General features: G+C 72.9%; 23 protein-coding genes. 16 read left to right on the top strand and 7 right to left on the bottom strand.

What is annotated here, in order from left to right:
- Positions 1-145: 145 nt before the first annotated feature.
- The gene (locus tag ACIRRH_RS23355) at positions 146-1192 is read right to left on the bottom strand and encodes a GlxA family transcriptional regulator (protein ID WP_403070598.1); all 1047 of its coding nucleotides are present in this window, start codon (positions 1190-1192) and stop codon (positions 146-148) included.
- 120 nt (positions 1193-1312) lie between these two features.
- Here ACIRRH_RS23355 and ACIRRH_RS23350 point away from each other — a divergent pair, with 120 nt between their 5' ends.
- The 5 genes from ACIRRH_RS23350 (at position 1313) to ACIRRH_RS23330 (ending at position 8357) form a co-directional block, all read left to right on the top strand.
- Positions 1313-2629 (top strand): MFS transporter, encoded by a 1317-nt coding sequence (locus ACIRRH_RS23350; protein WP_403070595.1) that lies wholly within the window; start codon positions 1313-1315, stop codon positions 2627-2629.
- Positions 2630-2705: 76 nt separating this feature from the next.
- Positions 2706-3233, top strand: coding sequence for a GNAT family N-acetyltransferase (locus tag ACIRRH_RS23345; RefSeq protein ID WP_403070592.1), 528 nt, complete (start codon positions 2706-2708; stop codon positions 3231-3233).
- A gap of 113 nt (positions 3234-3346) precedes the next feature.
- Positions 3347-3691: a DUF4229 domain-containing protein gene (locus ACIRRH_RS23340; RefSeq protein WP_403070590.1), complete on the top strand. Its 345-nt coding sequence runs from the start codon at positions 3347-3349 to the stop codon at positions 3689-3691.
- A 29-nt stretch (positions 3692-3720) separates the two neighbouring features.
- Complete coding sequence (locus ACIRRH_RS23335; protein WP_403070587.1) at positions 3721-4848, top strand: LacI family DNA-binding transcriptional regulator; 1128 nt, start codon at positions 3721-3723, stop codon at positions 4846-4848.
- A gap of 173 nt (positions 4849-5021) precedes the next feature.
- Positions 5022-8357: an SdrD B-like domain-containing protein gene (locus ACIRRH_RS23330; RefSeq protein WP_403070585.1), complete on the top strand. Its 3336-nt coding sequence runs from the start codon at positions 5022-5024 to the stop codon at positions 8355-8357.
- Positions 8358-8431: 74 nt separating this feature from the next.
- Here ACIRRH_RS23330 and ACIRRH_RS23325 read toward each other — a convergent pair whose 3' ends face one another.
- Complete coding sequence (locus ACIRRH_RS23325; RefSeq protein WP_403070582.1) at positions 8432-9685, bottom strand: MFS transporter; 1254 nt, start codon at positions 9683-9685, stop codon at positions 8432-8434.
- A gap of 426 nt (positions 9686-10111) precedes the next feature.
- Here ACIRRH_RS23325 and ACIRRH_RS23320 point away from each other — a divergent pair, with 426 nt between their 5' ends.
- Positions 10112-11458 carry a dicarboxylate/amino acid:cation symporter gene (locus ACIRRH_RS23320; protein WP_403070579.1) on the top strand — a complete coding sequence of 449 codons (1347 nt, stop codon included), beginning with the start codon at positions 10112-10114 and terminating at the stop codon, positions 11456-11458.
- Positions 11459-11800: 342 nt separating this feature from the next.
- On the opposite strand, the gene ACIRRH_RS23315 is transcribed toward ACIRRH_RS23320, so the two are convergent.
- Complete coding sequence (locus tag ACIRRH_RS23315; protein ID WP_189920031.1) at positions 11801-12004, bottom strand: cold-shock protein; 204 nt, start codon at positions 12002-12004, stop codon at positions 11801-11803.
- Positions 12005-12460: 456 nt separating this feature from the next.
- Here ACIRRH_RS23315 and ACIRRH_RS23310 point away from each other — a divergent pair, with 456 nt between their 5' ends.
- The 7 genes from ACIRRH_RS23310 to ACIRRH_RS23280 all read left to right on the top strand — a co-directional run bounded on the left by ACIRRH_RS23310 (position 12461) and on the right by ACIRRH_RS23280 (position 20734).
- Positions 12461-13297: a menaquinone biosynthetic enzyme MqnA/MqnD family protein gene (locus ACIRRH_RS23310; RefSeq protein WP_224276343.1), complete on the top strand. Its 837-nt coding sequence runs from the start codon at positions 12461-12463 to the stop codon at positions 13295-13297.
- A 217-nt stretch (positions 13298-13514) separates the two neighbouring features.
- Positions 13515-15278 carry a protein kinase gene (locus tag ACIRRH_RS23305; protein WP_403070576.1) on the top strand — a complete coding sequence of 588 codons (1764 nt, stop codon included), beginning with the start codon at positions 13515-13517 and terminating at the stop codon, positions 15276-15278.
- 207 nt (positions 15279-15485) lie between these two features.
- Positions 15486-16706 carry a cyclic dehypoxanthinyl futalosine synthase gene (gene mqnC, locus ACIRRH_RS23300; protein WP_224276308.1) on the top strand — a complete coding sequence of 407 codons (1221 nt, stop codon included), beginning with the start codon at positions 15486-15488 and terminating at the stop codon, positions 16704-16706.
- A gap of 135 nt (positions 16707-16841) precedes the next feature.
- Positions 16842-17495: an imidazolonepropionase-like domain-containing protein gene (locus tag ACIRRH_RS23295; protein WP_403070573.1), complete on the top strand. Its 654-nt coding sequence runs from the start codon at positions 16842-16844 to the stop codon at positions 17493-17495.
- Positions 17496-17745: 250 nt separating this feature from the next.
- Positions 17746-18333: a hypothetical protein gene (locus tag ACIRRH_RS23290; protein ID WP_403070570.1), complete on the top strand. Its 588-nt coding sequence runs from the start codon at positions 17746-17748 to the stop codon at positions 18331-18333.
- A 163-nt stretch (positions 18334-18496) separates the two neighbouring features.
- Positions 18497-19192 (top strand): demethylmenaquinone methyltransferase, encoded by a 696-nt coding sequence (locus ACIRRH_RS23285; RefSeq protein ID WP_403070567.1) that lies wholly within the window; start codon positions 18497-18499, stop codon positions 19190-19192.
- Positions 19193-19423: 231 nt separating this feature from the next.
- Positions 19424-20734 carry a geranylgeranyl reductase family protein gene (locus ACIRRH_RS23280; RefSeq protein ID WP_403070564.1) on the top strand — a complete coding sequence of 437 codons (1311 nt, stop codon included), beginning with the start codon at positions 19424-19426 and terminating at the stop codon, positions 20732-20734.
- A gap of 293 nt (positions 20735-21027) precedes the next feature.
- Here the strand turns inward: ACIRRH_RS23280 and ACIRRH_RS23275 are convergent, their stop codons facing one another.
- The 3 genes from ACIRRH_RS23275 to ACIRRH_RS23265 form a co-directional block, all read right to left on the bottom strand.
- Positions 21028-21384 (bottom strand): MazG-like family protein, encoded by a 357-nt coding sequence (locus ACIRRH_RS23275; RefSeq protein ID WP_403070561.1) that lies wholly within the window; start codon positions 21382-21384, stop codon positions 21028-21030.
- A 102-nt stretch (positions 21385-21486) separates the two neighbouring features.
- On the bottom strand, positions 21487-22194 hold the full coding sequence (locus ACIRRH_RS23270) for a peptidylprolyl isomerase (protein WP_403070558.1): 708 nt from the start codon (positions 22192-22194) through the stop codon (positions 21487-21489).
- Between the two features lie 85 nt (positions 22195-22279).
- Positions 22280-22930, bottom strand: a complete 651-nt coding sequence (locus ACIRRH_RS23265) for a TetR/AcrR family transcriptional regulator (RefSeq protein WP_403070555.1) — start codon at positions 22928-22930, stop codon at positions 22280-22282.
- Between the two features lie 94 nt (positions 22931-23024).
- Here ACIRRH_RS23265 and ACIRRH_RS23260 point away from each other — a divergent pair, with 94 nt between their 5' ends.
- Together ACIRRH_RS23260 and ACIRRH_RS23255 are read left to right on the top strand one after the other, a co-directional pair.
- Positions 23025-23690, top strand: coding sequence for a CatB-related O-acetyltransferase (locus ACIRRH_RS23260; protein WP_403070552.1), 666 nt, complete (start codon positions 23025-23027; stop codon positions 23688-23690).
- 176 nt (positions 23691-23866) lie between these two features.
- The gene (locus tag ACIRRH_RS23255) at positions 23867-24859 is read left to right on the top strand and encodes a DMT family transporter (RefSeq protein WP_403070549.1); all 993 of its coding nucleotides are present in this window, start codon (positions 23867-23869) and stop codon (positions 24857-24859) included.
- A gap of 13 nt (positions 24860-24872) precedes the next feature.
- Here ACIRRH_RS23255 and ACIRRH_RS23250 read toward each other — a convergent pair whose 3' ends face one another.
- Positions 24873-25448 (bottom strand): hypothetical protein, encoded by a 576-nt coding sequence (locus ACIRRH_RS23250; RefSeq protein WP_403070547.1) that lies wholly within the window; start codon positions 25446-25448, stop codon positions 24873-24875.
- A gap of 203 nt (positions 25449-25651) precedes the next feature.
- Between ACIRRH_RS23250 and ACIRRH_RS23245 the strand changes: the two genes are divergently transcribed.
- Positions 25652-26731 (top strand): sensor histidine kinase, encoded by a 1080-nt coding sequence (locus ACIRRH_RS23245; RefSeq protein WP_403070932.1) that lies wholly within the window; start codon positions 25652-25654, stop codon positions 26729-26731.
- Positions 26732-26745: the final 14 nt, after the last annotated feature.

Here is a 26745-nt window from a genome sequence, read left to right as displayed (position 1 = left end):
TGTGGCGCGGGTTCAGGGCCTGCGCGCCGCGGTTGGATGGCGGCCTGCCGTACCGCGCTCGGGGCGCGTGCGGCCTGCCGCCATCCAACGCGTCGCCAAGGTGCGACGAGTTTCGGCCACCAGCCGGTCGGTTGCCAGGCTTTGCTCAGGAAGCGCGCCGGGCAGGGCTTTCGGGGGCGGCGGCGCTCCCGGGGACGACGGGGCTCCCCGGAGCGGTGCGGCTCTCGGGGAGGGCGCGGAAGGTGCGCCGGTAGGCACTCGGTGCAACGTCGAGCCGGCCGCGCAGTTGCAGCCGCAGCGAGGCCGCGGTGCCGAAGCCGGACTCCCGGGCGACCTGGTCGATCGTCAGATCGGTGCGCTCCAGCAACTGGCGGGCCCGCTCGGTGCGCTGGGTGGTGATCCACTGGCCGGGGCTGGCGCCGGTCTCCTCGCGGAAGCGCCGGGTGAAGGTCCGTACGCTCATCCCCGCCCGGTCGGAGAGCTGCCGCAGCGCCAGCGGCCGGTCCAGGTGCTCCAGCGCCCAGGCGCGCACCGCGGCGGTGCCGCTGCCGCCGGAGTCCACCGGGCTCGGCGCCTCCACGTACTGCTTCTGGCCGCCCTCGCGCCACGGCGGCACCAGGCAGTTGCGGGCCACCGCGTTGGCCACCGCGCTGCCGTGGTCGCGGCGCACCACGTGCAGGCAGAGGTCCACCCCGGCGGCCACCCCGCCGGAGGTGAGGATGTCGCCGTCGTCGGTGTAGAGCACGTCCGGGTCGAGCCGCACCCGGGGGAACAGCCGGGCGAAGCGCTCGGTGTAGCGCCAGTGGGTGGTGGCAGGGCGGCCGTCCAGCAGCCCGGCGGCGGCCAGGATGAAGGAGCCGGTGCAGATCGACAGCAGCCGGGTGCCGGGCCGGATCCGGGCCAGCGCGTCGGCCAGCGCGGGGGTGAAGCAGGCGTCGGCGACCGCCGGGCTGGAGTCGGCGGAGGCCGGGATCACCACCGTGTCCGCCCGCTCCAGCAGTTCGGTCCCGTGGTCGACCATGACCTTGAAGTCGGCGCTGGTGGCGACCGGCCGCCCGTCCAGGGTGCAGGTGGCCACCTCGTACAGCGGCTGCCCGGCCGGGTCCTTGGCGCCGCCGAAGATGCGGGCGGGGATGCCGAGTTCGAAGGCGATCACGCCCTCCAGGGCGAGTACCGCGACCAGGTGTGCCATGCCGTCCCCTCGGGTGTCGGTGGGTCCGGGCCAGGGTACTGCGGCCTGTGGCCCGATTCTTGCGAAAGCTGTCATTCAGGCCACTCGTCCGGCTCCGGGCAGCCCGGAACACTCGTCCGCGTGACCGAACGCAGCGCCCTCGCCCCCACGTCCCTCTCCGAACCGCCCGCCCCCGCCACACGCCCCCGGGTGCACTACGCCTGGGTGGTGGCCGCCGTCTCCCTGCTCGTCCTGCTCGGCTCGGCCGGCTTCCGCTCCACGCCGAGCCTGATGATGGACGCCCTGCACAACGAGTTCGGCTGGTCGCTCGGGACGATCTCCAGCGCCACCTCCGTCAACCTGACGCTCTACGGCCTCACCGCCCCCTTCGCCGCCGCCCTGATGGACCGTTTCGGGGTGCGTCTGGTGGTGGTCTGCGCGCTGCTGACCATCTCGGTCGGCGCCGGGCTGACCATGCTGATGCGCCAGCCCTGGCAGCTGGTGCTCTGCTGGGGCGTGCTGGTCGGCCTCGGCAGCGGCTCGATGGCCGGCGCCTTCGCCACCACCATCACCGGCCGCTGGTTCCAGGCCCGCCAGGGCCTGGTCACCGGGGTGCTGACCGCCGCCGGAGCGGCGGGAAACCTGGTCTTCCTGCCGGTCGGCGCCTGGCTGGTCGAGCAGCACGGCTGGCGCTCGGCCGTGATCGTGGTCTCGCTCGCCGCCAGTGCCGTCGCCGTCCCGGTCCTGCTGCTGATGCGCGAACGGCCCGCCGACCTCGGCCTGCTCCCGTACGGCGCGACCGAGGCCCCTCCCGCACCGGTCACCGACGGCCGCGCGCTGGCCCGCTCGCTGCGGGTGCTGCGGGACGCCGCCCGCACCCGGGCGTTCTGGCTGCTGGCCGGCTCCTTCGCGATCTGCGGCGCCACCACCGCCGGCCTGGTCGGCACCCACTTCATCCCGGCCGCGCACGACCACGGCATGCCCGTCACCACCGCCGCGAGCCTGCTCGCCCTGATCGGCCTGTTCGACGTGCTCGGCACCGTCTTCAGCGGCTGGCTCACCGACCGGGTCGACTCCCGGCTGCTGCTGACCGTCTACTACGGGCTGCGCGGCCTGTCCCTGCTCCTGCTGCCGCAGCTGCTGGCCGGCTCGCTCCAGCCGCCGATCCTCGCCTTCGTGATCTTCTACGGCCTGGACTGGGTGGCCACCGTGCCGCCGACCGTCGCGCTGTGCCGCCGGCACTTCGGCGAGGACGCCCCGATCGTCTTCGGCTGGGTGCTCGCCGCCCACCAGATCGGCGCGGCCGTCGTCGCCGGTCTGGCCGGCCTGGCCCGTGACGCGCTCGGCAACTACGACCTCACCTGGTACGGCGCCGGCGCACTGTGCGCGGTCGCGGTCGGGCTCTGCCTGGCGCTGCGCACCGGGCGGGCCGACCGGGCGGTGCCGGCCCTCCCGTGACGGCCGGTCCCCGCAGGTGAGGGCGATGACGGTCCCTCCGGAAGGACTGTCGTACCGGAGGTCTAGGCTCCGCTCCATGGCGCTCACCTTCACCCTGGACCCGAAGCTCGACCCCGACCTGCGGACGGGCATCGTCCGGCTGTGGGCCGACGTCACCAACGCCGGCGGGGCGGTCGGCTTCGTGGCGCCGGTCACCGAGGAGGAGGTCTGGGACACCGCCGACCACCAGTTCGCCGGGGTCGAGCCGGACGGTCCGGACCGGCTGCTGGTCGCGCACGAGAGCGGGACGGGCCGGCTGGTCGGCGTGCTGTTCTTCGAGTCGATGCGCTTCGGCCCGATGGAGCACTGGCGGATGCTCAAGCGGGTCATGGTGCACCCCGACTTCCAGGGCCGTGGTCACGGCGCCCGGCTGCTCGCCGAGGCCGAGCGGGTGGCCCGGGAGTGGGGCCTGGAGTCGCTGCGGCTCACCGCGCGCGGAGGTCTGGGGCTGGAGCAGTTCTACGCCCGCAGCGGCTACCGGGAGGTCGGCCGGGTGCCGGCCGCGATCCGGGTCGCCCCCGGGGACGACCGGGACGACATCACCATGTGGTTCGACCTGCGCTGACACCCGCCCGGACGGGCCGGGCGGGCCGGACCGGGTGACCCGTGCCGCGCTCCGGCCGTCAGGCATGCTTGACTGGAGAACCCGCCCCAGCGCAACGAAGAAGGACGTGTCGAGTGACCAGCAACGGCCCGGAGAAGTCGCACGCCACGCTCCGCTACACCTCCCTGCGGGTCAGCATCTTCCTCGGCTGCCTGCTGGTGGCCCTGCTGCTCGGGCACTTCCAGATCATCCCGGTCAGCGGCGAGGCCGGCATGATCTTCCTGTTCCTGCTGGCCGCGCTCGCCTCCGCGCCGCTCAGCTACGCGCTGCTGAGCAAGCAGCGCGACGAGATGTCCGCGCAGATCAGCGGCAAGGTCTCCGGGATGCGCAGCCGTACCGCCGAGCGGATCGCCACGCAGAACGCCGAGGAGGACGCCGCCGACGACGCCGCCCGCGCGGCTGCCGCCGGCCAGAGCTGACCCCGGCCCCGCCCACGAGCGCAGCCGCCGTGCCCGCCACCCGAGACTCCGAGCCGCCCGAGCCGCCTGAGCCGTCCGAGCCGTCGTACGAGCAGCCGCCCGCCGAGGGGGCGCCTGCCGAGGGGCCGCTCGTCGAGGGGCCGCTCGGCACCTGGCCGGCTCCCGTCCGCCGGCCCACCGGGCGGGACGTGGCCCGGCTCGCCGGGGTCTCCCAGGCCACCGTCTCCCTGGTCTTCTCCGGCGCCGAGGCCGGCCGGCGGGTCTCCGAGGCCACCCGGGGGCGGGTCCGGGAGGCCGCCCGCAGCCTCGGCTACCGTCCGCAGGCGGCCGGGCGGCAGCTGCGGCTCGGCCGCAGCGGGATGATCCTGCTGGCCGTGCCGAACCTCCAGGGCCCGTTCTTCGGCCGGGTGCTGGAAGGCGTCCACGAGGAGGCCGGCCGCAACGGCCTGGCCGTCGTGGTCAGCTCCGGCTGGGGCAGCGCCACCCTCGCCGAGGCCGCCACCGCCGGCCGCTTCGACGGCCTGCTGATCTGCTCCCCGGACGACAGCCAGCTCGGCGAGCTGCCCGCCGACACCCCCGCCGTCTTCCTGGACGCCGACCCCGGCACCGACCGGGCGCGTCCGACCGTCGAGCTCGACGTGGCCGGCGGGATGCGCGCCGCGGTCGAGCACCTGGCCGCGCTCGGCCACCGCCGGATCGGCCGGCTGCGCTCCAGCCACTCCGCGTACACCTTCCGGGTCCGGCAGGCCGCCTTCGAACGGGCCGTGCGTGAACTCGACCTGGACGTCGTGGAGTTGGGTGTGAGCCTGAACGACGGCCACCGGGCGGCGCGGACCGTCGCGGGCCGGCTGCTGGAGCGGACGGACCGGCCGCGCGCGGTGATCTGCGACGACGACGTGGTCGCCTCCGGGGTCTACCAGGCCGCCGCCGAGATGGGGCTGCGGGTGCCGGAGGACCTGTCGGTGGTCGGCATGGACAACGTCGCGGTGGCCGCACTGCTCGCCCCGCCGCTGACCACCGTGGACCTGCCCGGCGAGGAGCTGGGCCGGGCGGGCGCGGCCGCGCTGGCGGCCCTGCTGCGCGGGGAGCGGGTGGCGCCGGTCGCGCCGCTGGCCACCTCGCTGGTGCTGCGCTCCTCCACGGCGCCGGCGCGCTGATTACGTAGCGTCACCCTTGAGTGGCACCCCTTCGTCCAGATTGCTCCAATCGGGTGAAAAGTACTCATTTTCTCTCGCGCCGTGCCTCCATTCGGATTAACAAACGGTGAGATTTCGGCATGCGGACGCTCCGATCAACACCCTCACTCCCGTCCAGGGCCGGCCGAATAACCATGGCCCTGGGCCTCTTCGCGGGCACGCTGCTCACCGGCACCCTCACCGCCCCGACCGCCGAAGCCGCCGTCAGCTTCACCAAGACGGTGGACAGGGCGAATCCGGCGCCCGGCGAGCACGTCACCTACAGCCTGCGGTACACCTGCTCGGTCACCGACTGTGCGGGAGGGCTGATCACCGACACCCTGCCGGCCGGGATGGAGTTCGTCGGCTGGACCCCCGACCCCTCGACCGTCGACGTCGCGGGCTCGACCGTGCCGGCCGTCGGTAGCGTCGGCGGCACCCTCACCGTCAAGCTGCTCGACCTCACCCCCGGCACCACGGCCATCGCCAAGGTCGTCCTGAAGTACCCCAACTTCACCACGGCCAACGGGGCGAAGAGCACCAACAAGGCCGTCCTGACGGTCGACGGCGAGCCGCCGCAGACCGGCACCGCCGACACGACCGCCGTCGTCCAGCCCGACTACACCGTCACCAAGGGTGTGCAGACGAGCAGTCAGGACGGCCGCAAGGTGACGTACCAGTTCAGCGCCTGTTCCAAGGACGGCGTGCCCAACGTCGACCTGGACGCCAGCCGGCTGGTCGACACCCTGCCGCCCGGCGCCGTCGTCGACACCGGCCGCTCGCCCGGCTGGGTCCAGAACCCGCCCGGCTCCACCACCTGGGTCTACGACATCGGCGCCTTCCGGGCCGGCAACCACCAGGCCGGCTGCCGCAACCCCGGCGTCCTCGTCGTCGACTACCCGGAGGCCTCGTTCCCCAGCGGCACCAAGTCGCCCAACAGCGTCGTCCTCCAGGGCGACCCGCTCGGCCCGGACCCGATGCGCGACCTCTCCACCGCCACCGCCGAGAGCCCCGTCTTCCAGCCACCCACCAGCGGCATCAAGGTCGCCGCCTCCAAGGTGTGGGAGAAGAGCGTCGCCTCTGGTGACGTGGCCACGATCGCCCTCCACGCCGGCAACACCGCCGGCCCCGCCACGAGCCTGATGATGACCGAGCCCGGCGACGGCACCACCCCCGGCCTCTACAACTGGCTCGCCCCACAGGCCATCCAGCTGGAGGCGTGGAACCCGACCTGGATCGGCCTGCGCCTGGATTACCGGCTCGACGACCAGTCCTGGTACACCTTCACCCCGGGCAAGCCGCTCAACGGCTCCACCCCGCGGCGGATCACCTTCGCCGAGGGCAAGGGCGACCCGGCCAATGACGTCCTGGGCCTTCCGAAGGGCCGCCGCCTCGACGGGCTGCGCTTCATCTGGACCGGCCCCATCCCCACCGGCTGGAGCCCCGGCAACGCCGTCCTGCTGACCACCCAGGTCCTCGCCACCGGCCACGACGGCCGCCCGGCCCCGGCCCCGCTGCACAACTGCGTCAACGTGCTCGGCACCGACGCCCGGGGCGCGACCTCGACCGCCGCTGCCTGCGCCGACACGACTGTCAAGGCCACCACCAACCTGGGCGCCGCAAAGACCACCACCGCCGGAGCCGTCCTCGCGCCCGGCGCGGTCGCGACCTTCCAGGTCACCCCGTTCAACCGCACCGGTCGCACGCTCGACCGCCCGCTGGTCCTCTACGACCTGCTGCCGCCCGGCATGGTCTACGTCGACGGCAGCGCCCGCCCCGACCCGAGCCGGCCGCACGCCCCCGCCCCGCAGTCCGTCACCGTCCTGCCCGGCCCGGACGGCCGCCAGCTGCTCAAGATGACCTGGCCGGCCGGCAGCCCCGACATGACCTACCTGCACGACGACCTGGCCTACCGCACCCTGATCGACGTCCAGGTGGCGGGCAGCGCCCGGCCCGGCACGCTCACCAACGACGTCTACGTGACGGCCGAGGGCAAGGGCGACCCGGTCTCCTGCTTCTACTACGGCTCCGACAGCGGCGTGAAGGACGACCGGGACCTCAACGGCAACGGCGACACCACCGAGACCGTGTGCCACGCCTCCTCCAAGGTCGAGGTGCAGGTCCCGGCCGTGCTGCGCTCCTTCAAGGAGGTCAAGGGCGACCTCGACAAGGACTACGCCAGCACCGGCACCACCACCCCCGGCGGCGGCATCTCCTACCGGCTGACCGTCCGCAACGACTCGCCCGACCCGGTCACGGACTTCGTCGCGTACGACAAGCTGTCCACCCCGGGTGACTCGTACCTGCTGCGGCCGGACATCGCGCGCGGCTCCGCCTGGACGCCCTCGCTGGCCCAGCCGCTGACCTCCAGCGACCCGACCGTGGCGATCGAGTACACCACCTCGCCGAACCCCTGCGTGACCGGGGCGATCGCCGTGCCCGGGCCGTGCGACGCGAGCGCCCGGTGGAGCGCAGACTTCCCCGGGCCGGGCAACGCCACCTGGTTCAAGGTCAGCCGGCCGGGCACCCTGCCGTCGGGCGGGCTGTTCACCCTGACCTGGCCGATGGTCGCCTCGGTGGACGCCGGCAACGCCGACTTCGCCTGGAACAGCTTCGCCTACACCGCCACCGACTCCACCGGCAGTCCGCTGCTGCCCGCCGAGCCCGCCAAGGTCGGCGTCGGCGTCCAGGCGCCCGTGCCCCCGAACAACGCGCTCGGCGACCACGTCTGGGCCGACCGCAACGGCAACGGCATCCAGGAACCCGGTGAGAACGGAGTGCCGGGCGTCCGGGTGGAGCTGCTGGACGGGACCGGACAGCCGGTCCGCGACAAGACGGGCAAGCCGGTCACCACGGTGACGGACGCGGACGGGAACTACCTGTTCGACAAGCTGCCGGACGGGGAGTACGCGGTGCGCTTCGACCTGACGACCGTTCCGGCGGACGCGAAGGCCACCGTGCGGCACGCGGGGAAGGACCCGGCGCTGGACTCGGACGCCGACCCGGCCACCGGGGTCACCCAGACGGTGCGGCTGTCGGGCGGGGCACGGGACCTGAGCCTGGACCTGGGGCTGGTGCCGGCGGATGCGCCGACTCCTACGCCGACGCCTACGCTGACTCCGACTCCGACTCCGACGAACTCGCCGTCTCCGACCTCGTCGCCGACTCCGACGAACTCGCCGTCTCCGACCGACTCGCCGTCTCCCACGGGCTCGCCGACGCCGACCGGCTCGCCGACGAATTCACCTTCGCCGTCGAACAGTCCGTCGGACGGTCCGTCGAACGGCCCATCGTCGAGCGAGCCGCCGAGCACGGGTGAGCCCGGCGCACCGTCGCACGATCCGCAGCAGCCGTCCCCGGGTCAGGGCGGCAGCGAGCTGCCCCACACCGGTGGGCCCGGCCTGCTGCCGGCCGCGCTCGGCGCCGTCGCCCTGGGCTTCGGTGTGCTGTTCACGGTGATCGCCCGGCGCCGTCGGGGCCGCCACAGCTGATCACCCGTAGGTGAAGGAGAAGACTGCGCCCGCCGGCCAGACCACCGGCGGGCGCAGTCGTTCGTGGGGGTGGGTCAGCCCACCGGGACGGGCTGCGCGGTGGGGGCGAGCGGCACCGGGTGGAACCAGCGCCGGGCGCCGAACAGCAGCAGCCCGCCGAGCGCGATCCCGCCCACCGCGCACAGCGCCACCGGACGCAGCGAGCCCTCGGCGAGCTTGCCGGAGACGGCGTAGCCGAGCGAGTTGCCGGTGGCGAACAGCGTCACCAGCCAGGCGAAGGCCTCGGTGACGGTGCCGGTCGGCGCCAGTTCGGCGACCAGCACGAACGCCGCCGCCAGCAGCGGGGCCAGCATGATTCCGGAGAGGAAGGCCAGCGCGGCCATCGGGTACGGCCCGGGCAGGGCGATCAGCGGCAGGTAGGAGGCGGCCATCGCGAGGGCCATCACCCAGGTGCGGGTGGCGGTGGTCTGCCGCCACCTGACCGCGCCGTAGGCGAGTGCGCCGAGCAGGCCGCCGAGTGCCGCCAGCGCCAGCAGGGTGCCTCCGCCGCCGGGCAGGGTGGCGACGTGCTGCTCGGCGTAGGCGATGAACAGCACGTTCTGCGCGCCGACCGCCCAGCCGGCCCCGGCCAGTCCGACCAGCAGCAGCACCAGCCCGGGGGAGCGCAGTGGCCCGAGCAGTCCGGCGGACTGCTCCCGCGCCGGGGCGCGCCAGGCCCGTGCGGGCCCGGTGGTGGCCACGATCAGCGCGCCGGCCAGTCCCAGCCCGGCGGCCACCCAGAGCGCGGCGACCGGGCTGAACAGCCCGGAGATGGCGGCGACGGCCAGCGGGCCGGCCACGTAGAGGATCTGCTGGGAGGCGGAGTCGAAGGCGTACGCGGTGTCGAGCTGCTTCTCCTCGACCACGTCCGGCCAGAGCGAGCGCAGGCAGGGCTCCAGCGGGGGCATGGCGAGGCCGGCGATCGCGGCGCCGAGCGGCGCGCCGATCGCGGAGCCGGGGTCGAGGGCGAGCAGTGCGTACCCGCCACCGGCGACCACGGCGGAGGCGAGCAGGACGCGCGGCTGTCCGGTGCGGTCCACGATCCGGCCGAGCACCGGCCCGCCGACGGCGGCGGCGATCGCGTAGGCGGAGGTGGCCAGTCCGACCCGGCCGTACGCCACCCCGGCGTCGCGCAGGGCGAGGGCGATGACGAGGGCGGTCATGCCGGCGGGCAGGCGGCCGAGCAGGGTGCCGAGCAGCAGACGGGTGACGTGCGGGGCACGGAGCAGGGCGAGGTAGCCCATCGGCGTCCTCTCCGGGTGGGCAGGCAGGGTCGGGGACGCCGCCAAAGTTATACGTATAACCGTTCAGCGGTCAATCGGACCGACGAGTCGATCTGATGGGGCGTCAGCTTCGTTCGTATCCGGAGCTGGGGTTCGCGGTGGGCCCGCGGTGGGCAGGGACTCTGCGTGACCTCAAACAAGTACTTTGAACATCTCAAACCTTTGCTGCTAACGTATCGGGCATGACAGCCTCAGACGCACTGCGGACGCACGGCCCGGGCCCACTGCCCGGCGCCGCCCGCCCGTGCGCTCTGACCGGTGCTGTGGACAGCCCGCGCCGTTGTCGCGCCAAGCGCTGTACTTCCCTGAGCTGTACCGCGGCGGCACGCCCCTGACCGGGGGTCCGACCTCTCCCGTCCGGCCCCGCGCCGTGCCGCCTGCTCCGCCCCACACCTCACCGTCAGCAACGCCCTCCCCCGGAGACGCTCCCCCATGTCCACAGCGCCCGAGGCGACCTCGTCGCCGTCCGTGCTCGCCCGTGTCCGCAAGACGCCCTTCTGGGTGCAGATCGTCGCCGGCCTCGTGCTCGGTGTCGGCCTCGGCTACCTGGCCCGGGCCGCCGACATCTCCTGGCTGGCCACCACCCTGGAGACCATCGGCAAGATCTTCGTCCAGCTGCTCAAGCTGGCCGTCCCGCCGCTGGTGTTCACCGCGATCGTGGTGAGCGTCGCCAACCTGCGCAACGTGACCAACGCGGCCCGCCTGGCCACCCGCACGCTGCTCTGGTTCATGATCACCTCGCTGATCGCGGTCGGCATCGGCCTGGGCCTGGGCCTGCTGACCAACCCGGGCGAGGGCACCAACCTGAAGACCGAGGGCCTCAAGGCGCTCGACTCCAAGGGCACCTGGATCGACTTCCTGACCGGGATCTTCCCGACCAACATCGTCGACTCCTTCGCCAAGGTGAACGTGCTCCAGATCGTCTTCCTGGCGGTCGTGGTCGGCGCGGCGATCATCAAGCTCGGCGCCAAGGCCGAGCCGGTCCTCAAGCTCAGTGAGTCCGTGCTGGAACTGACCCAGACCGCGCTGTGGTGGGTCATCCGGCTCTCCCCGCTCGGCACCCTCGGCCTGATCGGCAAGTCCGTCGCCAAGTACGGCTGGGACCTGCTCAAGCCCTTCGCCACGCTGACCCTGGACATCTACGTCGGCTGCGCGCTGGTCCTGTTCGTCGTCTACTCGCTGGTGCTGCGCTTCGCCGCCGGGCTCAACCCGCTGCACTTCTTCAAGGGCGCCTGGCCCGCGATCCAGCTGGCCTTCGTCTCCCGCTCCTCGGTCGGAACCCTGCCGGTCACCCGCCGCGTCACCGAGCGGCTCGGCGTCCCGAGCGAGTACGCGTCCTTCTCCGTGCCGTTCGGCGCCACCACCAAGATGGACGGCTGCGCCGCGATCTACCCGGCCGTCGCCGCGATCTTCGTCGCCCAGGTCTACAACATCGAGCTGGGCATCAAGGACTACATCCTGATCGCCTTCGTCTCGGTGGTCGGCTCGGCGGCCACCGCGGGCCTCACCGGTGCGATCGTCATGCTGACGCTGACCCTGTCCACCCTGGGCCTGCCGCTGGAGGGCGTCGGCCTGCTGCTCGCCATCGACCCGATCCTGGACATGATGCGCACCGCGACCAACGTCGCCGGCCAGGTCGTCGTGCCGATCGTGGTCGCTGCCCGGGAGAAGATCCTGGACGTCACCGCGTACAACAACCCGTCCGGGGACCTGTACGACGAGGACGCGGAGCCCGTCGCCGTCGCCGTTCAGGGCGGGGCGGCCCCGGCCACGGCCTGAGGCCCGCCCGGCCGGTCGGCTCGTCCGCCCGGCCGGAGGTCCGGACGTCCGGACATCCGATCGGACGCCAGAGGGGGCGTTCGATCGGCGCAACGGAAAGGGCCCTCTCCCGGTGACGGGGGAGGGCCCTTTCCGCATTCCTTCGTTCCGCACCCGAACTTCACGTTCGAACTCCATGTTCGAACGCGGGGTTTGACGTTCGGGCGGATGCGTTCGAAAAGGCAGGGGGCCCGCCGGATGGGCGGGCCCCCTTGGGTACTGCTCTTGTGCTCATGGTGGCGACTGTCGGGAGCCGCCGGCGGACCCGCACGGGTCCCGAGCGATCAGATCATCAGAGGATGGTCAGACAGCGGTGACGTTCTCCGCCTGCGGGCCCTTCGGGCCCTGGGTGACGTCGAAGGTGACCGTCTGGTTCTCCTCCAGCGAACGGAAGCCGTTCGCGTTGATGGCGGAGTAGTGAACGAAGACGTCGGGGCCGCCGCCCTCCTGGGCGATGAAGCCGAAGCCCTTCTCAGCGTTGAACCACTTGACGGTTCCCTGAGCCATGCCGTTCTCCTTGCGATGCGTGTCGGGGGCCACACCGTGTGACACCCGGTCCGCTGCGCTGATCGCCCTGCCTCCGGACGTGTCCGAAATTTTTCGATATTGCTGAAAAACTACAAAAAGCCTGCGGTTACATGCTCCGCAGGCTTCAAGTACTGCAAGGGGAATCAAACTGCAACTGAGGGCAACGCTAGCATGCGGCCGCTGTGACGACCAGAGGTCACTTCCGGCGTGGAAGGCGCGTGTCGTAAGGGCGGGAGCGGGCGTGGAAAGGCTCGTCCACGGCGCGTGAGGGCGCGTCGGGTGGCCGGTGCGAGCCGCCGCGAACAGCAGGCATACGCTGCGGGGAGGCACGAACAGCAAGGGAGCGGCGCAGTGGCAGCACCGGAGGCACGAACACCGGACGCGCGGACGCGGGAGCCCCGACAGAACACCCCGGTCAGGCCGCGAGTCGGCCACATTCAGTTCCTGAACTGCGTTCCCCTCTACTGGGGGCTCGCCAGGACCGGCAATCTGCTCGATCTGGATCTCACCAAGGACACCCCGGAAAAGCTGAGTGACCAGCTCGTCGGCGGCGCCCTGGACATCGGCCCGATCACCTGCGTGGAGTACCTGCGCAACGCGGACGACCTGCTGGTCCTACCGGACATCGCGGTCGGCAGCGACGGCCCGGTGATGTCCTGCCTGATCGTGAGCAAGGTGCCGCTCGCCGACCTCGACGGCCGCAGGGTCGCCCTCGGCTCCACCAGCCGCACCTCCGTACGGCTCGCCCGGCTGCTCCTGGAGGAGCGCGAGGGCGTGCGCCCGGACTACTTCAGCTGCCCGCCGGACCTCAGCGCGATGCTCGCCGAAGCCGACGCCGCCGTCCTGATCGGCGACCCGGCCCTGCGCGCCTACCTCGGGCAGGCCGCCGACCTCGGGCTGACCGTCCATGACCTCGGCGAGATGTGGAAGGAGTGGACCGGCCTGCCGTTCGTCTTCGCGGTCTGGGCGGTGCGGCGCGAGTTCGCCGAGCGCGCCCCGGAACTGACCGCCGCGGTGCACCGGGCCTTCCTGGAGTCCCGCGACCTGTCGCTGGTGGAGGCCGCCAAGGTCGCCGAGCAGGCCGCCCGCTGGGAGTCCTTCGGCGCGGACGTGCTGGAGCGGTACTTCAGCGAGGCGCTCGACTTCTCGCTCGGCGAGCGGCAGCTGGCCGGCGTCGCGGAGTTCGCCCGACGGGTCGCGCACGACAGCGGGTTCGCCCCGGACGTCGTGGTGCGGCGGCTGGAGCCGGTGGCGTTGCCGCTGGGGTCGTAGGACGCGTTCGGCCCTGGGCTCGGTCGCGCCCCTGTTCCTGTCCGCTCCCGTCCGCTCCTGTCCGAGGGGCGGGCGGGGCTCGGCCGGGCCCGGTACGGTCTGCACCCGAGGCACGTCCGGGGGCCGGTCGGTGGCCGGTTGGCAGCTGACAGCGGTCGGCTGACGGCCGGTCGGTGGTCGGCGGGGCGCGCGTGTGAGGGCGAGGGGAGCGTGCGGGATGCGGGCACTGGGGTCGGACGATCCGCGCCAGGTGGGCGGCTACCGGCTGCTGCGGCGGCTCGGCGCGGGAGGGATGGGCCGGGTCTACCTCGGCCGGACGGCCGGCGGGCGCACCGTCGCCGTCAAGGTGGTGCGGTCGGAGCTCGCGGACGATGCCGAGTTCCGCGCCCGGTTCCGGCAGGAGGTGGCCGCCGCCCGACGGGTCGGCGGTGCCTGGACCGCGCCCGTGCTGGACGCCGACACCGAGGGCGCACAGCCCTGGGTCGCGACCGGCTACGTGGCGGGCCCCGCGCTCGGCGACGCCGTCCGGACGTACGGGCCGCTGCCCGACCCGGCCGTGCGCTCGCTCGGCGTCGGGCTCACCGAGGCGCTGGCCCACGTCCACGGGCTCGGCCTGGTGCACCGGGACGTCAAACCCTCCAACGTGCTGCTCACCCTGGACGGGCCGCGGCTGATCGACTTCGGGATCGCCCGGGCCCTGGATGCCGCCGGCGGTCTCACCCGTTCCGGTTACGTGGTCGGTTCGCCCGGCTTCATGTCGCCCGAGCAGGCGAGCGGGCAGACGGTCGGGCCGGCCGGGGACGTCTTCTCGCTCGGCGCCGTCCTCGCCTTCGCCGCGAGCGGCGTTCACCCCTTCGGAGAGGGGGTCAGCGCGGCCGTCCTGCTCTACCGGGTGCTGCACGAGGAGCCGGACGTGGCCGGGCTGCCCGAGCCGCTGCGGGGGACCGTCCTCGACTGCCTGGCCAAGGACCCGGCCGCCCGGCCCACCCCGCAGCAGCTCCGCGTCCGGCTGGACCCGGACGGCACCGCCGCCACCCGGCTGTCGCAGGGCGGCTGGCTGCCCGCGGAGCTGGCGGCGGGGGTGGGGCGCAGTGCGGTGGAGCTGCTGGACCTGGACCTGGAACCGGACGGGGAGCCTGGGGAGTCGGGGGCGGCGGCTTCCGGCGGCGTGGCTTCGGATACGAGTGCTTCCGGTGCGGTGGCCTCCGGCACGGCGGCTTCCGGCGCGGTGGTCGGTGCGATGCGGACGCCGACCTTCGTGTCCGGGGGCGGGCCGGAGGGTGAGGGGGACCACCTGCCGCTGTGCGTCGGCGTGTGGGACGGACCCGCGAAGGCACGGCCGCGGAGCACCCGGACCGCGGTTGCGGTCGCGGCGGCGCTCGTGGTGCTCGGGGGCGGTGGATACGGGCTGTACGGGTGGCTGCACCGGGCCGAACCGGCGGTGTCGGGGCCCTCGCCGGGGCCGCTGCCGGAGGTGTCCGTCGATCCGGGCCTGGCCGTCCTGCCGAGCGGGGCCTTCTCCTCCGGGGTGGCCTCGGCCTCCGGCGCCCCCGGGACCGCGACGGCGTCCGGCCCGGGTGCGGCGCCGCCCGGGACGGGCGGGCCGAGCGTGGTGCCCGCCGCCTTCCTGGGCACCTGGAGCGGGGACATGGTCACCGACAAGGGACTGCCCGGCGGGACCACCACGCTCACCATCCGTCCGGCGGCGGTCGGCCAGGAGGGCGCCACCAGCCGCAACGCCGTCTCCGGACTGCTTCCGATCAGCTGCGAGGGAGCCTGGACGCTCAAGTCCGCCTCCGCCACCGAGCTGGTGTTCCAGTCCCGGCTGGTCCGCTCCTCGATCCCCGGTGCCTGCACCGGCGGCTCCAACGCGGAGACCCTCACCCTCCAGTCCGACGGGACGATCCGTTTCACCTCCGCCGACCCTCCGGCCGGGAACCCGTCCGGCACGATGCGCAAGGCGAACGGTGCGGGCGGCTGAGACGTTCGGCCGGGGCGTCCGACCGGGAAGTTTCGCCGGGGCGTCCGACCGGGACGTTCGGCCGGGACCGGCGGCTCGGGCGCGGTCCGGAGACCGTCCGGAGCCGGCCCGTGCGCAGTTCAGCAGGCTGACGCGGGCGGCGGAATGTGCTGGCGTAGGCTGGTTCGGCCGTACCCGAGTTGCACTTGAGAGAGAGAAGGCCGCCAGGTGACCGAGCTCGCAGCGACCACCCTCGATGCGTCCAGCACCGACCTGAAGGCCGTGCTCGACCGGGCCGCCGCCGGTGGTCGGATCACCCCGGAGGAGGCGCTGGAGCTCTACCGCTCGGCGCCGCTGCACGCGCTCGGCTCCGCCGCCGACGCGGTGCGCCGCCGTCGCTACGCGGGTACCGAGCACATCGCGACGTACATCATCGAGCGCAACATCAACTACACCAACGTCTGCGTGACGGCGTGCAAGTTCTGCGCCTTCTACGTGCCGCCGAAGAGCGACAAGGGCTGGTCCCGCGAGCTCGACGAGATCCTGCGCCGCTGCGCCGAGACGGTCGAGCTGGGCGGCACCCAGATCATGTTCCAGGGCGGCCACCACCCGGACTACGGCGTGGAGTACTACGAGCGCGCGTTCTCGGCGATCAAGGCCGACTTCCCGCAGCTGGTGATCCACTCGCTGGGCGCCTCCGAGGTCGAGCACATGGCGCGGATCTCGGGCGTCTCCGTCGAGGAGGCCATCACCCGGATCCACAAGGCGGGCCTGGACTCCTTCGCCGGCGCTGGTGCCGAGCTGCTGCCGGAGCGGCCGCGCAAGGCGATCGCCCCGCTGAAGGAGTCCGGCGAGCGCTGGCTGGAGATCATGGAGATCGCTCACGGCCTCGGCGTGGAGTCCACCTCCACCATGCTGATGGGCACCGGCGAGACCAACGCCGAGCGGATCGAGCACCTGCGGATGATCCGCGACGTGCAGGACCGCACCGGCGGCTTCCGGGCGTTCATCCCGTACACCTACCAGCCGCAGAACAACCACCTGAAGGGCTCGACCCAGGCCACCGTCTTCGAGTACCTGCGGATGATCGCGATCGCCCGACTGTTCCTCGACAACGTCGCCCACATCCAGGGCTCCTGGCTCACCACCGGCAAGGAGGCGGGCCAGCTGTCGCTGCACTACGGTGCGGACGACCTCGGGTCCGTGATGCTGGAGGAGAACGTCGTCTCGGCGGCGGGGGCCAAGCACCGCTCCAACCTCACCGAGCTGATCCACCTCATCCGGGCCGCCGACCGCGTCCCGGCGCAGCGCTCGACCACCTACGAGCACCTGCGGGTGCTGGACGACCCGGCCAACGACCCGGTCGACCCGCGGGTCGCCTCGCACATCTCCTCCACGGCGATCGAGGGCGGCACCGCGCACCCCGAGTTGAAGATCCTGGACAACTGAGTCCTCTTCCTCTGCGGTCCCTTCCCGTGGGTCCCTTCTCGTGTCGGTGTCGGTGTCGGCGGCGGTGTCGCTGATACCGACGTCGGTGCCGGTGCCGGTGCCGTTGCCGTTGTTGTCGAAGTCGAAGGCGCTGTTGTGCTGACTCTGCACCGGGCGGCGTTCGTGCTGCCCGACCCGGCCGATCCCACCGCCCCGTCCATCGCCGACGGGGCGGTGGTGGTGCGTGGCGAGCTGATCGAGGCGGTGGGGCCGTACGGGGAGCTGACGGCCGCGCACCCGGGCGCCCGGGTGCGGGACTGGGGACCGGCCCTGCTCGCCCCGGGGCTGCGCAATCCGTACGGGCACTGGCTGTTGGAACGTGCCTACCACCCGGATCCGCGGGAGGAGGTCGGCGTCGAGCCGGTGGCGGACGGGCTGGCCGGATCCACCGACGAGACGCGGTGCGGGGCCAGTGCGCGGCGGGGGCTGCAGCGGATGCTCGGGTACGGGGTGACGGCGGTGGCCGGGCCCTTCGAACGGGCCTCGGTGCGGACGGCCGTGGCGCGGTCGGGGATCGTGGGGCTGCCGGCTCCCTCCGGTTCGTCCGGAGGGCCGGGCGGCGGAGGTGCGGGGCCGCTGGATCCGTTGGCCGTCCTGCCGTTCGCGGAGGCCGTGCACGGGCGGGTGGCGGCCGGGGGCCGGGCGGACTTCGCGGTGTTCGCGGTCGCGGAGGACGGGGGCGCCGAACCGGTGGCGGGCGGGTGCCTGGCCACGGTGCTGGGCGGACGGTTGGTGTACCGCCGGCGGTGAGACGGTCGTCACGTCGAGTGTGGCGTACTCGCCAGTAGGCGGATTTCCTTGCGGTGCACGGGACTTCCTTCGTGTGCACTCGAACTCCGCTGCCGGTCCCGGAGAGTGATTGCCGGTTCATCGTGACCTGAGGGCCCGCCAGCGGATACGATCCCGGACAGCTCACTCCGTACCCTCACCACACCACCACCCGCGCCCGCGGGCGGCGGGGCCGTGTCCCCGGCCCCGAAGGCAAGGCAGGACAGGAACCATGCGAACCGCGACCGTTCCCCCACCGCGCACCCCGCGGATGGGCCGTGGTTGGTACCTCGCCGCCGTGCTCAGCGCCGTGCTGGCCGTCGGCATGTGCCTGCTCGGTTGGCGCCAGGCCGACCAGGCCGACCGGATCGAGGCGCACCCGGTGAGAGTCGACGGGGTCGTCACCCAGCTCCCGAGCGGAGGCGGCACCTACAGCGCCGTCAGCTACCGGGCCGACGGAGAGCCCCACACGGCGGCCGCACTGCCGCTCTCGGACGGAGTCAAGCTCGGTGACAGGGTCTGCCTGGAACACGCCGCCGATGACCCGGGCGCGGTGCGGATCTGCGGCGACACCTACCCGCAGCCGGTCGGCGTGGGCCTGGCCCGGTACAGCGTGCCGGTGGCCGTCGTGCTCTTCGCGATCTGCGTGCTGCGCATCCGGCGGCACCACAAGGCCCTCGCGGTCCGCGGCGGGCAGGGGAAGCTGGCTGCCAACCTCGCACTGGCGACCGAGGCGCTGGCGGACGGGATGCCCGCGATAACGCACGGCAAGCGGTCCCGTCGCCGTCGGCGTGCGGCCGGGCGGCGCGCTCAGTACTGACGGGGCGTGCCCGGTGGCGGCGGTGCCGGTGGCGGCGGGCTGGGGCCGGCGGGCCGGTGGCTCCGGCCCGGGGGTGCGGCCCGGGGGTGTGGTCCGGGGGTGCGGCTCTGGGTCGGCGTGCCCCGTTGGTCGGGGTGTCCGTGTGAGGGTGAACAATGGGGGCGTGACCCGAGCCTCTCTGGACAAGCAGCCGCACGAAGTCGCCGCCATGTTCGACGACGTCGCGGCCAAGTACGACCGCACCAACGACGTGATCTCCCTCGGCCAGGCCCGCGCCTGGCGCCGGGCGGTGGCCGAGACGGTGGCCGCCGGACCGGGGGACCTCGTGCTCGACCTCGGGGCCGGCACCGGCACCTCCTCGCTGCCCTTCGCCGAGGCCGGGGCGAAGGTCGTCCCGTGTGACTTCTCGGTCGGCATGCTCACCGAGGGCAAGCACCGCCACCCCGAGCTGGCGCTCACCGCCGGCGACGCCACCCGGCTGCCGTTCGCGGACGACACCTTCGACTCGGTGACGATCTCCTTCGCGCTGCGCAACGTCCAGGACACCGACGCGGCGCTGCGCGAGATGCTGCGGGTCACCAAGCCCGGCGGCAAGCTGGTGATCTGCGAGTTCTCCACCCCGACCTGGACGCCGTTCCGGACGGTCTACACCGAGTACCTGATGCGCGCGCTGCCGCCGGTGGCCACCGCCGTCAGCAGCAATCCGGAGGCGTACGTCTACCTCGCCGAGTCCATCCGGGCCTGGCCGGACCAGCCGGGGCTGGCCGCCAGGCTCCAGGACAACGGCTGGTCGAAGGTCGCCTGGCGGAACCTGACCGGCGGGATCGTCGCGCTGCACCGGGCCTACAAGATCGCGTAGCCGGGCTCGGACGGCTCGGGTCCCCGGGCTCGGGCCGCGGGCTTGGGCCCCGCGGTTCGGATCCCGGGGCTTCGGCCCGCGGTTCGGGTCCCAGGACTCGGTGCTCGCGGTTCGGGTTCCACGGTCCGGGGCGGTGGTCGGGGGCGGGGGCGCATCCGGTGGCGTGAGCGGAACTAGACTGCCGGAGACAAAGCCGCCGTCCCCCAGCCGCAGTTCCAGGAGTGTGTCCACGTGTCCGAGACCGCAGCCGATCTGACGAAGCCGGACAGCCCCGTGGAGAGCACGGCCGACGTCATCGTGGTCGGCGCGGGCCCGGCCGGCTCCACCACCGCGTACTACCTCGCCCAGGCCGGGCTGGACGTGCTGCTGCTGGAGAAGACCGCCTTCCCGCGCGAGAAGGTGTGCGGCGACGGCCTGACCCCCCGCGCCACCAAGCAGCTGGTGGACATGGGCATCGACGTCTCCACCGAGAACGGCTGGCTGCACAACAAGGGCCTGCGCATCATCGGCGGCGGCGTCCGGCTGGAACTCGACTGGCCCGAGCTGTCCTCCTTCCCCGACTACGGCCTGGTGCGCAAGCGTGCCGACTTCGACGAGCTGCTGGCCCGTCAGGCCGAGAAGGCCGGCGCGCGGCTCTACGAGCGCTGCAACGTCAGCGGGCCGGTCCTGGACGAGCGCACCGGCCGGATCGTCGGCGTCACCGCCAAGCTCGGCGAGGAGAAGCGGCCGGTCACCTTCCGGGCCCCGCTGGTGGTCGCCGCCGACGGCAACTCCACCCGGCTCTCGCTCGCCATGGGCCTGCACCGGCGCGAGGACCGTCCGATGGGCGTCGCCTACCGCACCTACTTCACCTCGCCGCGCCACGACGACGACTACCTGGAGTCCTGGCTGGAGCTGTGGGACACCCGCGGCGGCGAGCGCAAGCTGCTGCCGGGGTACGGCTGGGTCTTCGGCATGGGCGACGGCACCTCCAACGTGGGCCTCGGCATCCTCAACTCCTCGCCCGCGTTCGGCGAGCTGGACTGGCGCGAGGTGCTCAAGGCCTGGTGCGCCGGCATGCCGGAGGAGTGGGGCTACACGCCCGAGAACATGACCGAGCCGATCCGTGGCGCCGCGCTGCCGATGGCCTTCAACCGGCAGCCGCACTACACGCGTGGCCTGCTGCTCGTCGGCGACGCGGGCGGCATGGTCAACCCGTTCAACGGTGAGGGCATCGCCTACGCGATGGAATCCGGCCAGATCGCCGCCGGGGTCATCGTGCAGGCCCTCGCCCGGGTCACCGACGGTGGTCGCGAGCGTGCTCTCCAGGCCTACCCGCGCATCCTCAAGGACGTGTACGGCGGCTACTACACGCTGGGCCGCGCCTTCGTGAAGCTCATCGGCAACCCCAAGGTGATGCAGCTCGCCACCCAGCGCGGCCTCACCCACCCGATGCTGATGCGCTTCACCCTCAAGCTGCTCGCCAACCTCACCGATCCGCAGGGCGGCGACGCCATGGACCGCGTGATCAACGGCCTCGCCAGGGTCGCGCCGAACGCCTGATCCCGTTTTGCCGCCTGCCCGCGCCCGGCCGGTTCGCCGCAGGACCGGCCGGTTCACTCCGGGGGCTTGATGGTCAGGCCAGTGGCGTCGGACGCCGGTCGGCGGCATCAGGCGCCGGTCAGTGGCATCAGGCACCGGGAGCTGGGCGGCCCGGTGCCGGGTGACGTCGTCGATCAGCCGCCGGGTGATGTCCGTGGCCAGAACCGCCTTGCCCACGGCGACCACCCGTACGTCATCAAGCTTCGTCAAGGTCGATGTCGAAGAAGTCGCGCTTCGCCAGAGGGAGTTGTCGTCTACACCCCTTCGGCCGCCTGGGGGGCCTCTGCCGGTCGGCGGAAGTCGGCGGAGCGCTGTTCGACGTAGGCGAGGCGCTCGGCGAAGACCCGGGCCGCGTCGGGGGTGAGGGTCCTCAGCACGACGAGGGCGGAGAAGATGACGTCGCAGAGTTCGTGCTGGACGTCCTCCCAGGTGTGGGTGACCCCCTTGCGCGGGTTCTGGCCGGTGGCACCGATGACCGCCGCACCGACCTCGCCGACCTCCTCGGAGAGCTTGAGGATGCGCAGTAGCCGCTCCTCCTGGGGCGACTGCGTGCTCTGCTCGTCCAGCCATGCGACCAAGTGGTCGACGCTCTCCCAGATCCGGCTGTCCATGCGGCGCTGCTCTCCTGCTCCCGTGTGGTGTCGTCGGTGTGCTGCCACCGTACGGGAGCGGGGGCGGGTGGGTGGCGGGCCGGCGCTGTCCGGCCCGCCGGGTCAGCGGGCGCTGATCTTCACGTTGCGGATGTTCACCGGGAGGTTGGGGAAGCCGTCGCCCGGGTTGTTCTGATCGTCCTCGCCACCGGCGGCGATCTTCTGGAGGACGTCCAGGCCGGCGGTGATCCGGCCGAACGGGGTGTAGGCGGGGGAGAGTTTGGTGTCCTTCCAGACGAAGAAGAACTGGCTGCCATTGGTGTTCGGGCCGGCGTTGGCCATGGCCACGGTGCCGGCCGGGTAGGTGGCGCCGGTCAGGTTCTCGTCCGGGAACGAGTAGCCCGGACCGCCGCTGCCCGTGCCGGTCGGGTCGCCGCACTGGAGGACGTAGATCCGCTGGGTGGTGAGGCGGTGGCAGTGGCTGCGGTCGAAGTAGTCGTGCTCGGCGAGGAACCGGAACGAGAAGGTGGTGCAGGGCGCCTTGTCGGTCAGTGCCTCGAAGGTGATCTGGCCCTGGCTGGTCCGCAGTGTCGCGTGGTAGGGCTTCGCCGCCTTCTTGGCGTCGAACACCGGGATGCCCTTGAAGTTGTCGGCCGGGACGGCCGGTGTGTAGGTGCAGCCTGCGGCGGGGGCGGGGGCCGCGGGGGCTTCCGCGAAGGCGGTGCCGGTGCTCGCCACGAGCGGGAGGACGGTGGCAGCGGCGACCAGCGCCCAGTGCTTGCGCTTCACGTGACGAGCCTTCCGGGGGGTGGTGGACGGCGGGGTTGTCATGGGTGCATCATCCACGGCCTGGTGGGGATGCGGTAGGGGTTGGGGGCGGCCGTGGCTCCCTGGACGGCAGCTGTGTGATGGTTTGTCAGTTCTGCTCCGGGGCGGCCGAGGTGGGCGTGAAGAGTCCGGCGCGGGCGGCCAGGGCGGCGGCGTCGGCGGCCCGCTCGGCGGTGCGGGCGTCGAGCGGCTCGCCGGAGACGAACAGGCGGTAGTAGAGCGGGGCGATGGCAGCCCGCACCACTTCGACACCGTCCGTCCCGGCGGGCAACTCGCCGCGGGTGGCGGCTCGTTCGACCACCTCGGCGGCCTGGCGGTGGCGGGCCTCGAAGAAGGCGCGCAGGGCGGCCGCCCCGGCGTCCGAGCGCTGGGCGGCGGAGATCAGCGCGGTTGGCGTGGGGCCGAGTTCCGGGTCGGTGAAGACGCTGAACACCTCCTGGGTGATCCGGCGGAGGTCCTGCTGGAGGTCTCCGGTGTCGGGCGGGGGCCAGGTCTGGTCGGCGGAGGCGGTCAGGGCATCGGCGACCAGGCCGTCCACCCCGCCCCAGCGCCGGTAGAGGGTTGCCTTGTGGACTCCGGAGCGGGCGGCGACTGCCTCGACGGTGAGGCCGTCGTATCCCTTCTCGGTGACCTCCGCGAGCGTGGCGGTGACCACCTCCGCCCGGACCCGGGTGCTGCGGCCGCCCGGGCGTGGGGTGGGGGTGCGGGGTTCCGGCGCGGGGTGGGTGGGGTCAGTCAAAGTCGACTCCAGTCGCGTTAAGGCTTGCCGGGAGGTGGCGGTCGTGCGATGCTCATCGTAATGCGACTCAGGTCGCATTACGAGAGGAGCCCGCGTGTCCGCCACTGTCATCCCCGACCCCGCCGCCCTCCACCCGCTCGCCGGCCACGACCGGGTGGTCCTGTTGCGCCCGCTTGTCGCCGACCCGCGGATCGAGGTCGGCGAGTACACCTACTTCGACGACCCCGACGGAGCCACCCGCTTCGAGGAGCGCAACGTCCTCTACGCGTACGGCCCCGAGCGGCTGGTGATCGGCAAGTACTGCGCGATCGCCACCGGCACCCGCTTCCTGATGGCCGGCGCAGCCCATCCGACCGTCGGTGTCTCCACCTTCCCCTTCACGATGTTCGGCGGCAGTTGGACCGAGCGGACCCTCGACATCGTCACGGGCCTGCCCAGCCGGGGCGACACGGTGGTCGGCAACGACGTCTGGTTCGGGCACGGGGCCACCGTTCTCCCGGGTGTCCGGATCGGCGACGGCGCGATCATCGCCGCCGGAGCGATGGTCACCTCCGACGTCGAGCCGTACACCATCGTCGGAGGCAACCCCGCCCGCCCGATCCGCCGCCGCTTCGACGACGCCGACATCGAGCGCCTGCTCCGCTCGGCCTGGTGGGACTGGCCGACCGAGCTGGTCACCGAGCACGTCCGCGCCATCATGTCCGGGACCCCGGCCGACATCGAGGCGATCGCCGCGGCGAACGGTCTGCTCGCCGCCTGACCCACCCGTGCCCGGACAGGGCATTGATCATCGGCGGCCCGGTGCGCGAAGATGGCGCCCCCTTGCTCCGCGCTCCGCCCCGTCCACCGCCGGGCTTTCCGCCCGGCTCCTGGGCCCGTCCGACGCCGTACGGTACTCGCGCCCGCCGGTTCCGTCCGTTCGGAGGGATCTTCCGCATGCCAGCCTCCTCTTCCGACCTGCCCGAGGGTTCGTCCTCATCGGTCCTTCGTGATCTTCCGGTCCTGCTCGTGGCCGTGGTGTGGGGGTCGAGCTTCCTCGCCGTCCAGCGGGTGGCCGAGCCCGGGACGGTGGTGGCGATGCTCGTGCTGCGGTTCGGGCTGGTGCTGCCGCTGCTTGGGGTGGTCGCGTGGCGTGCCTTGCGGAGGCTGAATCGTGCCGAGTGGCTCGGCGGCGCCGCACTGGGGCTGGTGCTCAGCGGGATCTTCCTGCTGGAGACCTACGGCGCCGTCCACACCTCCGCGACCAATGCCGGTTTGATCATCAGCCTCGCGATGGTGCTCACCCCACTCGGCGAGAGCGCCCTCGGCCGGACCGCACCACCGAAGGCCTTCCTCGCGGCCGCAGGGCTGGCCGTCCTCGGCGTCGCCCTGCTCACCGGCGACGGCGGGCTGCGCCCTCCCACGCTCGGTGATCTGCTGGTGCTGGGCGCCGCCCTGGTCCGCTCGGCGTACGTCCTCGCGATGGCCCGCACCCGGGCCGTCCGCGACACCGACACGCTCGCCGTCACCTGGGTCCAACTCGCTGTGGCCACCGGCGTGTTCGCCGTCGTCACGCTGTCGGTCGGGCCCGCGCCCTGGACGGTCGCGCGCTCGTACGGGGCTGGCCAGTGGGCCTGGCTGCTCCATCTTTCCCTGTTCTGCACCCTGTTCGCCTTCTTCGTCCAGATGTGGGCCGTGCGGACCACTTCGCCGTCCCGGGTGAGCCTGCTGCTCGGCACCGAACCGCTGTGGGCCGCCATCTTCGGGATCACCGTGGCCGGGAACCGGATGGGCCCGCTCGCCCTGCTCGGAGGAGCCCTTGTGCTGGTCGCGACCGAGTGGGGCCGGCGCACCGCACCCGCACCCGCGCCACGCCCGGTCAGAGGCCAGGGAGAGGGAGAGGGCGAGCCTGACGCGGTGGGGCCGAACGCGGAGCCGGCCCGGGCGTGACCAGCCGCCCTCGTCACCGGCGCCGCCGTAGCGTCCGGCGGGCGTAGTCGAGGGTGACCGCACCGAGCAGCGGGCCCCAGGCGACCAGGGGCAGGTACGCGAGCGTCATCACCGCGGCGGCGAAGCCACGCGGCGAATCCGGCTCGGCCAGGTTGCGTGCCCAGCCGCCGAAGAGCGCCTCCATGCCGAGGACCGTGAGCACCACCGAGCCCAGCAGAGCCGGGAGGATCGCGGCGAGCGGCTTGACCCGGCGGCCGCCTATCAGCGGGATCCACCGGGGCGCGATCAGCCCCCAGGGCCGCACCAGGCCCAGGGTCAGGAAGGCCAGCGACTCGGCAAGGGCGCTCAGCGCCACGCAGTAGACCGTGCCCCAGCCCGGCTGGTGCTCGGCGTACGCCGCGGCCGTCGCGCCGGTGAAACCCATCGGGACGCCGAAGCCGAAGGCGATCCGCCACAGCCCCGAGGGGACGGTGGTGAGGACGGCGGCCTTGGCGGCGAGCTGGGCCCAGCGCGGGGCGGGCGGGACGACAGGGGCGGTCGCCTCGGCCCGGCGGGTGGTGCTGCGGGCGTTGATCACGAGCTTCGACATGGTGGTGGGCTCCCTTCGGCTCCGGCCTCCGTGGCCGGTGCGATGACTCAAGACTGGAGGCCGGCCAGGGGTTCGCGGCAGATGCCGATCGGGCTGTTCCTCCTGCTCAACCAGCCTTTGAAATGTGCCGATCGGCACAGGCGTGCCGCCTGGGTGGCGTCGTAATGTGACGGCAGTCGAAGAGTCGAGGAGAGGTGGTGACGATGACTCAGATCCTGTCCGGTGTTGTCCTGCTCCTGGTGCCGCCGGCCTGGGTGGCGCGGGGGCGGTACGGGGCGGCGGCCGTGACCATGGCGCTCGGGGCGGCATCGGTCGTGGTCACGGTCGCCGTCTGGCTCCTCGGCCGCTGGGCGGAGGGGCAGCGCTGGGCCGGTCTGTTGGGCCTGGCCGAACTGGCCGTCCTGCTGCTGTCGGTGGTCATCAGCCTGCGTGCCGAGGACGGCCCACAGTGTGCGGCGGCGGCCTGGACGGCATGCGGAGCGGTCGCCCTCTGGCCGTCCCGGTTCGCGTTCATCGAGGGGCCCGCGGACACGCTCACGCTCTTCGGGTTCGGATCGATGCTCTCCCTGCCGGCCGTCCTGATCGGGCTCTACCTGCGGGGCCTGGACGAGGGGCGCAACAAGGCGGTGGCCGAGGCCAGGCGGGCGCAGCGGCTCGAACTGGCCCACGACCTGCACGACTTCGTGGCGCACGATGTCAGCGGCATGGTCGCCCAGGCCCAGGCGGGGGCCTACCTGGCCGGGATCGACCCGGCCCGGGCGGCCGAGATGTTCCAGCGAATAGAGCAGGCCGGGCAGCGGGCGCTGGCCTCGCTGGACCGGACGGTACAGCTGCTGCGCAGCGAGGAGGGCGGCGGCCGCGGTCCGCAGCCCGGGCTCGCCGAACTCGCCGGGGTGGCCGAGCGGTTCACCGCGACGGGCGGCGCCGAAGTCCGCTTGGAGCTGCCGGAGGAGCCGGTGCCGCGTGAGGTGGAGGGCACCGTCCACCGGATCGTGGTCGAGTCACTGACCAATGTCCGGCGGCACGCTCCGGCCGCGCGGGAGGTCGAGATCCGGGCCCGCCGCAGTGGCGGACGGCTGGAGCTGACCGTGACCAACGACGGTCGGGCACTGGGCCCGGCAGGTCGGCCGCGCCGGGGTGGCGGCAGCGGACTGCCTGGGCTGGCGGCCCGGGTGGAGGCCCTCGGTGGTTCGCTGGAAGCCGGCCCGCACGAGCGGGAGGCCTGGAGGGTGACGGCGGTGCTGCCGTTGGAGGAGGCCGGCGCAGGGCCGGCGCGATCGTAGAAGCCGACGCGGGT

The organism is Kitasatospora sp. NPDC101235 (assembly GCF_044767505.1).
In the GTDB taxonomy this organism is placed as follows: domain Bacteria; phylum Actinomycetota; class Actinomycetes; order Streptomycetales; family Streptomycetaceae; genus Kitasatospora.
The sequence above is the reverse complement of the archived record's forward strand: the minus strand, read 5'-3'. Positions and strand labels throughout refer to the sequence as shown.

Coding starts and splice junctions, on each gene's coding strand:
- ACIRRH_RS23270 (WP_403070558.1), bottom strand. CDS start 22,194: ATGACAACCCCGCCGTCCACCACCCCCCGGAAGGCTCGTCACGTGAAG.
- ACIRRH_RS23255 (WP_403070549.1), top strand. CDS start 23,867: ATGCCAGCCTCCTCTTCCGACCTGCCCGAGGGTTCGTCCTCATCGGTC.
- ACIRRH_RS23330 (WP_403070585.1), top strand. CDS start 5,022: ATGGCCCTGGGCCTCTTCGCGGGCACGCTGCTCACCGGCACCCTCACC.
- ACIRRH_RS23355 (WP_403070598.1), bottom strand. CDS start 1,192: ATGGCACACCTGGTCGCGGTACTCGCCCTGGAGGGCGTGATCGCCTTC.
- ACIRRH_RS23275 (WP_403070561.1), bottom strand. CDS start 21,384: ATGGACAGCCGGATCTGGGAGAGCGTCGACCACTTGGTCGCATGGCTG.
- ACIRRH_RS23290 (WP_403070570.1), top strand. CDS start 17,746: ATGCGAACCGCGACCGTTCCCCCACCGCGCACCCCGCGGATGGGCCGT.
- ACIRRH_RS23320 (WP_403070579.1), top strand. CDS start 10,112: ATGTCCACAGCGCCCGAGGCGACCTCGTCGCCGTCCGTGCTCGCCCGT.
- ACIRRH_RS23345 (WP_403070592.1), top strand. CDS start 2,706: ATGGCGCTCACCTTCACCCTGGACCCGAAGCTCGACCCCGACCTGCGG.
- ACIRRH_RS23305 (WP_403070576.1), top strand. CDS start 13,515: ATGCGGGCACTGGGGTCGGACGATCCGCGCCAGGTGGGCGGCTACCGG.
- ACIRRH_RS23315 (WP_189920031.1), bottom strand. CDS start 12,004: ATGGCTCAGGGAACCGTCAAGTGGTTCAACGCTGAGAAGGGCTTCGGC.
- ACIRRH_RS23250 (WP_403070547.1), bottom strand. CDS start 25,448: ATGTCGAAGCTCGTGATCAACGCCCGCAGCACCACCCGCCGGGCCGAG.
- ACIRRH_RS23245 (WP_403070932.1), top strand. CDS start 25,652: ATGACTCAGATCCTGTCCGGTGTTGTCCTGCTCCTGGTGCCGCCGGCC.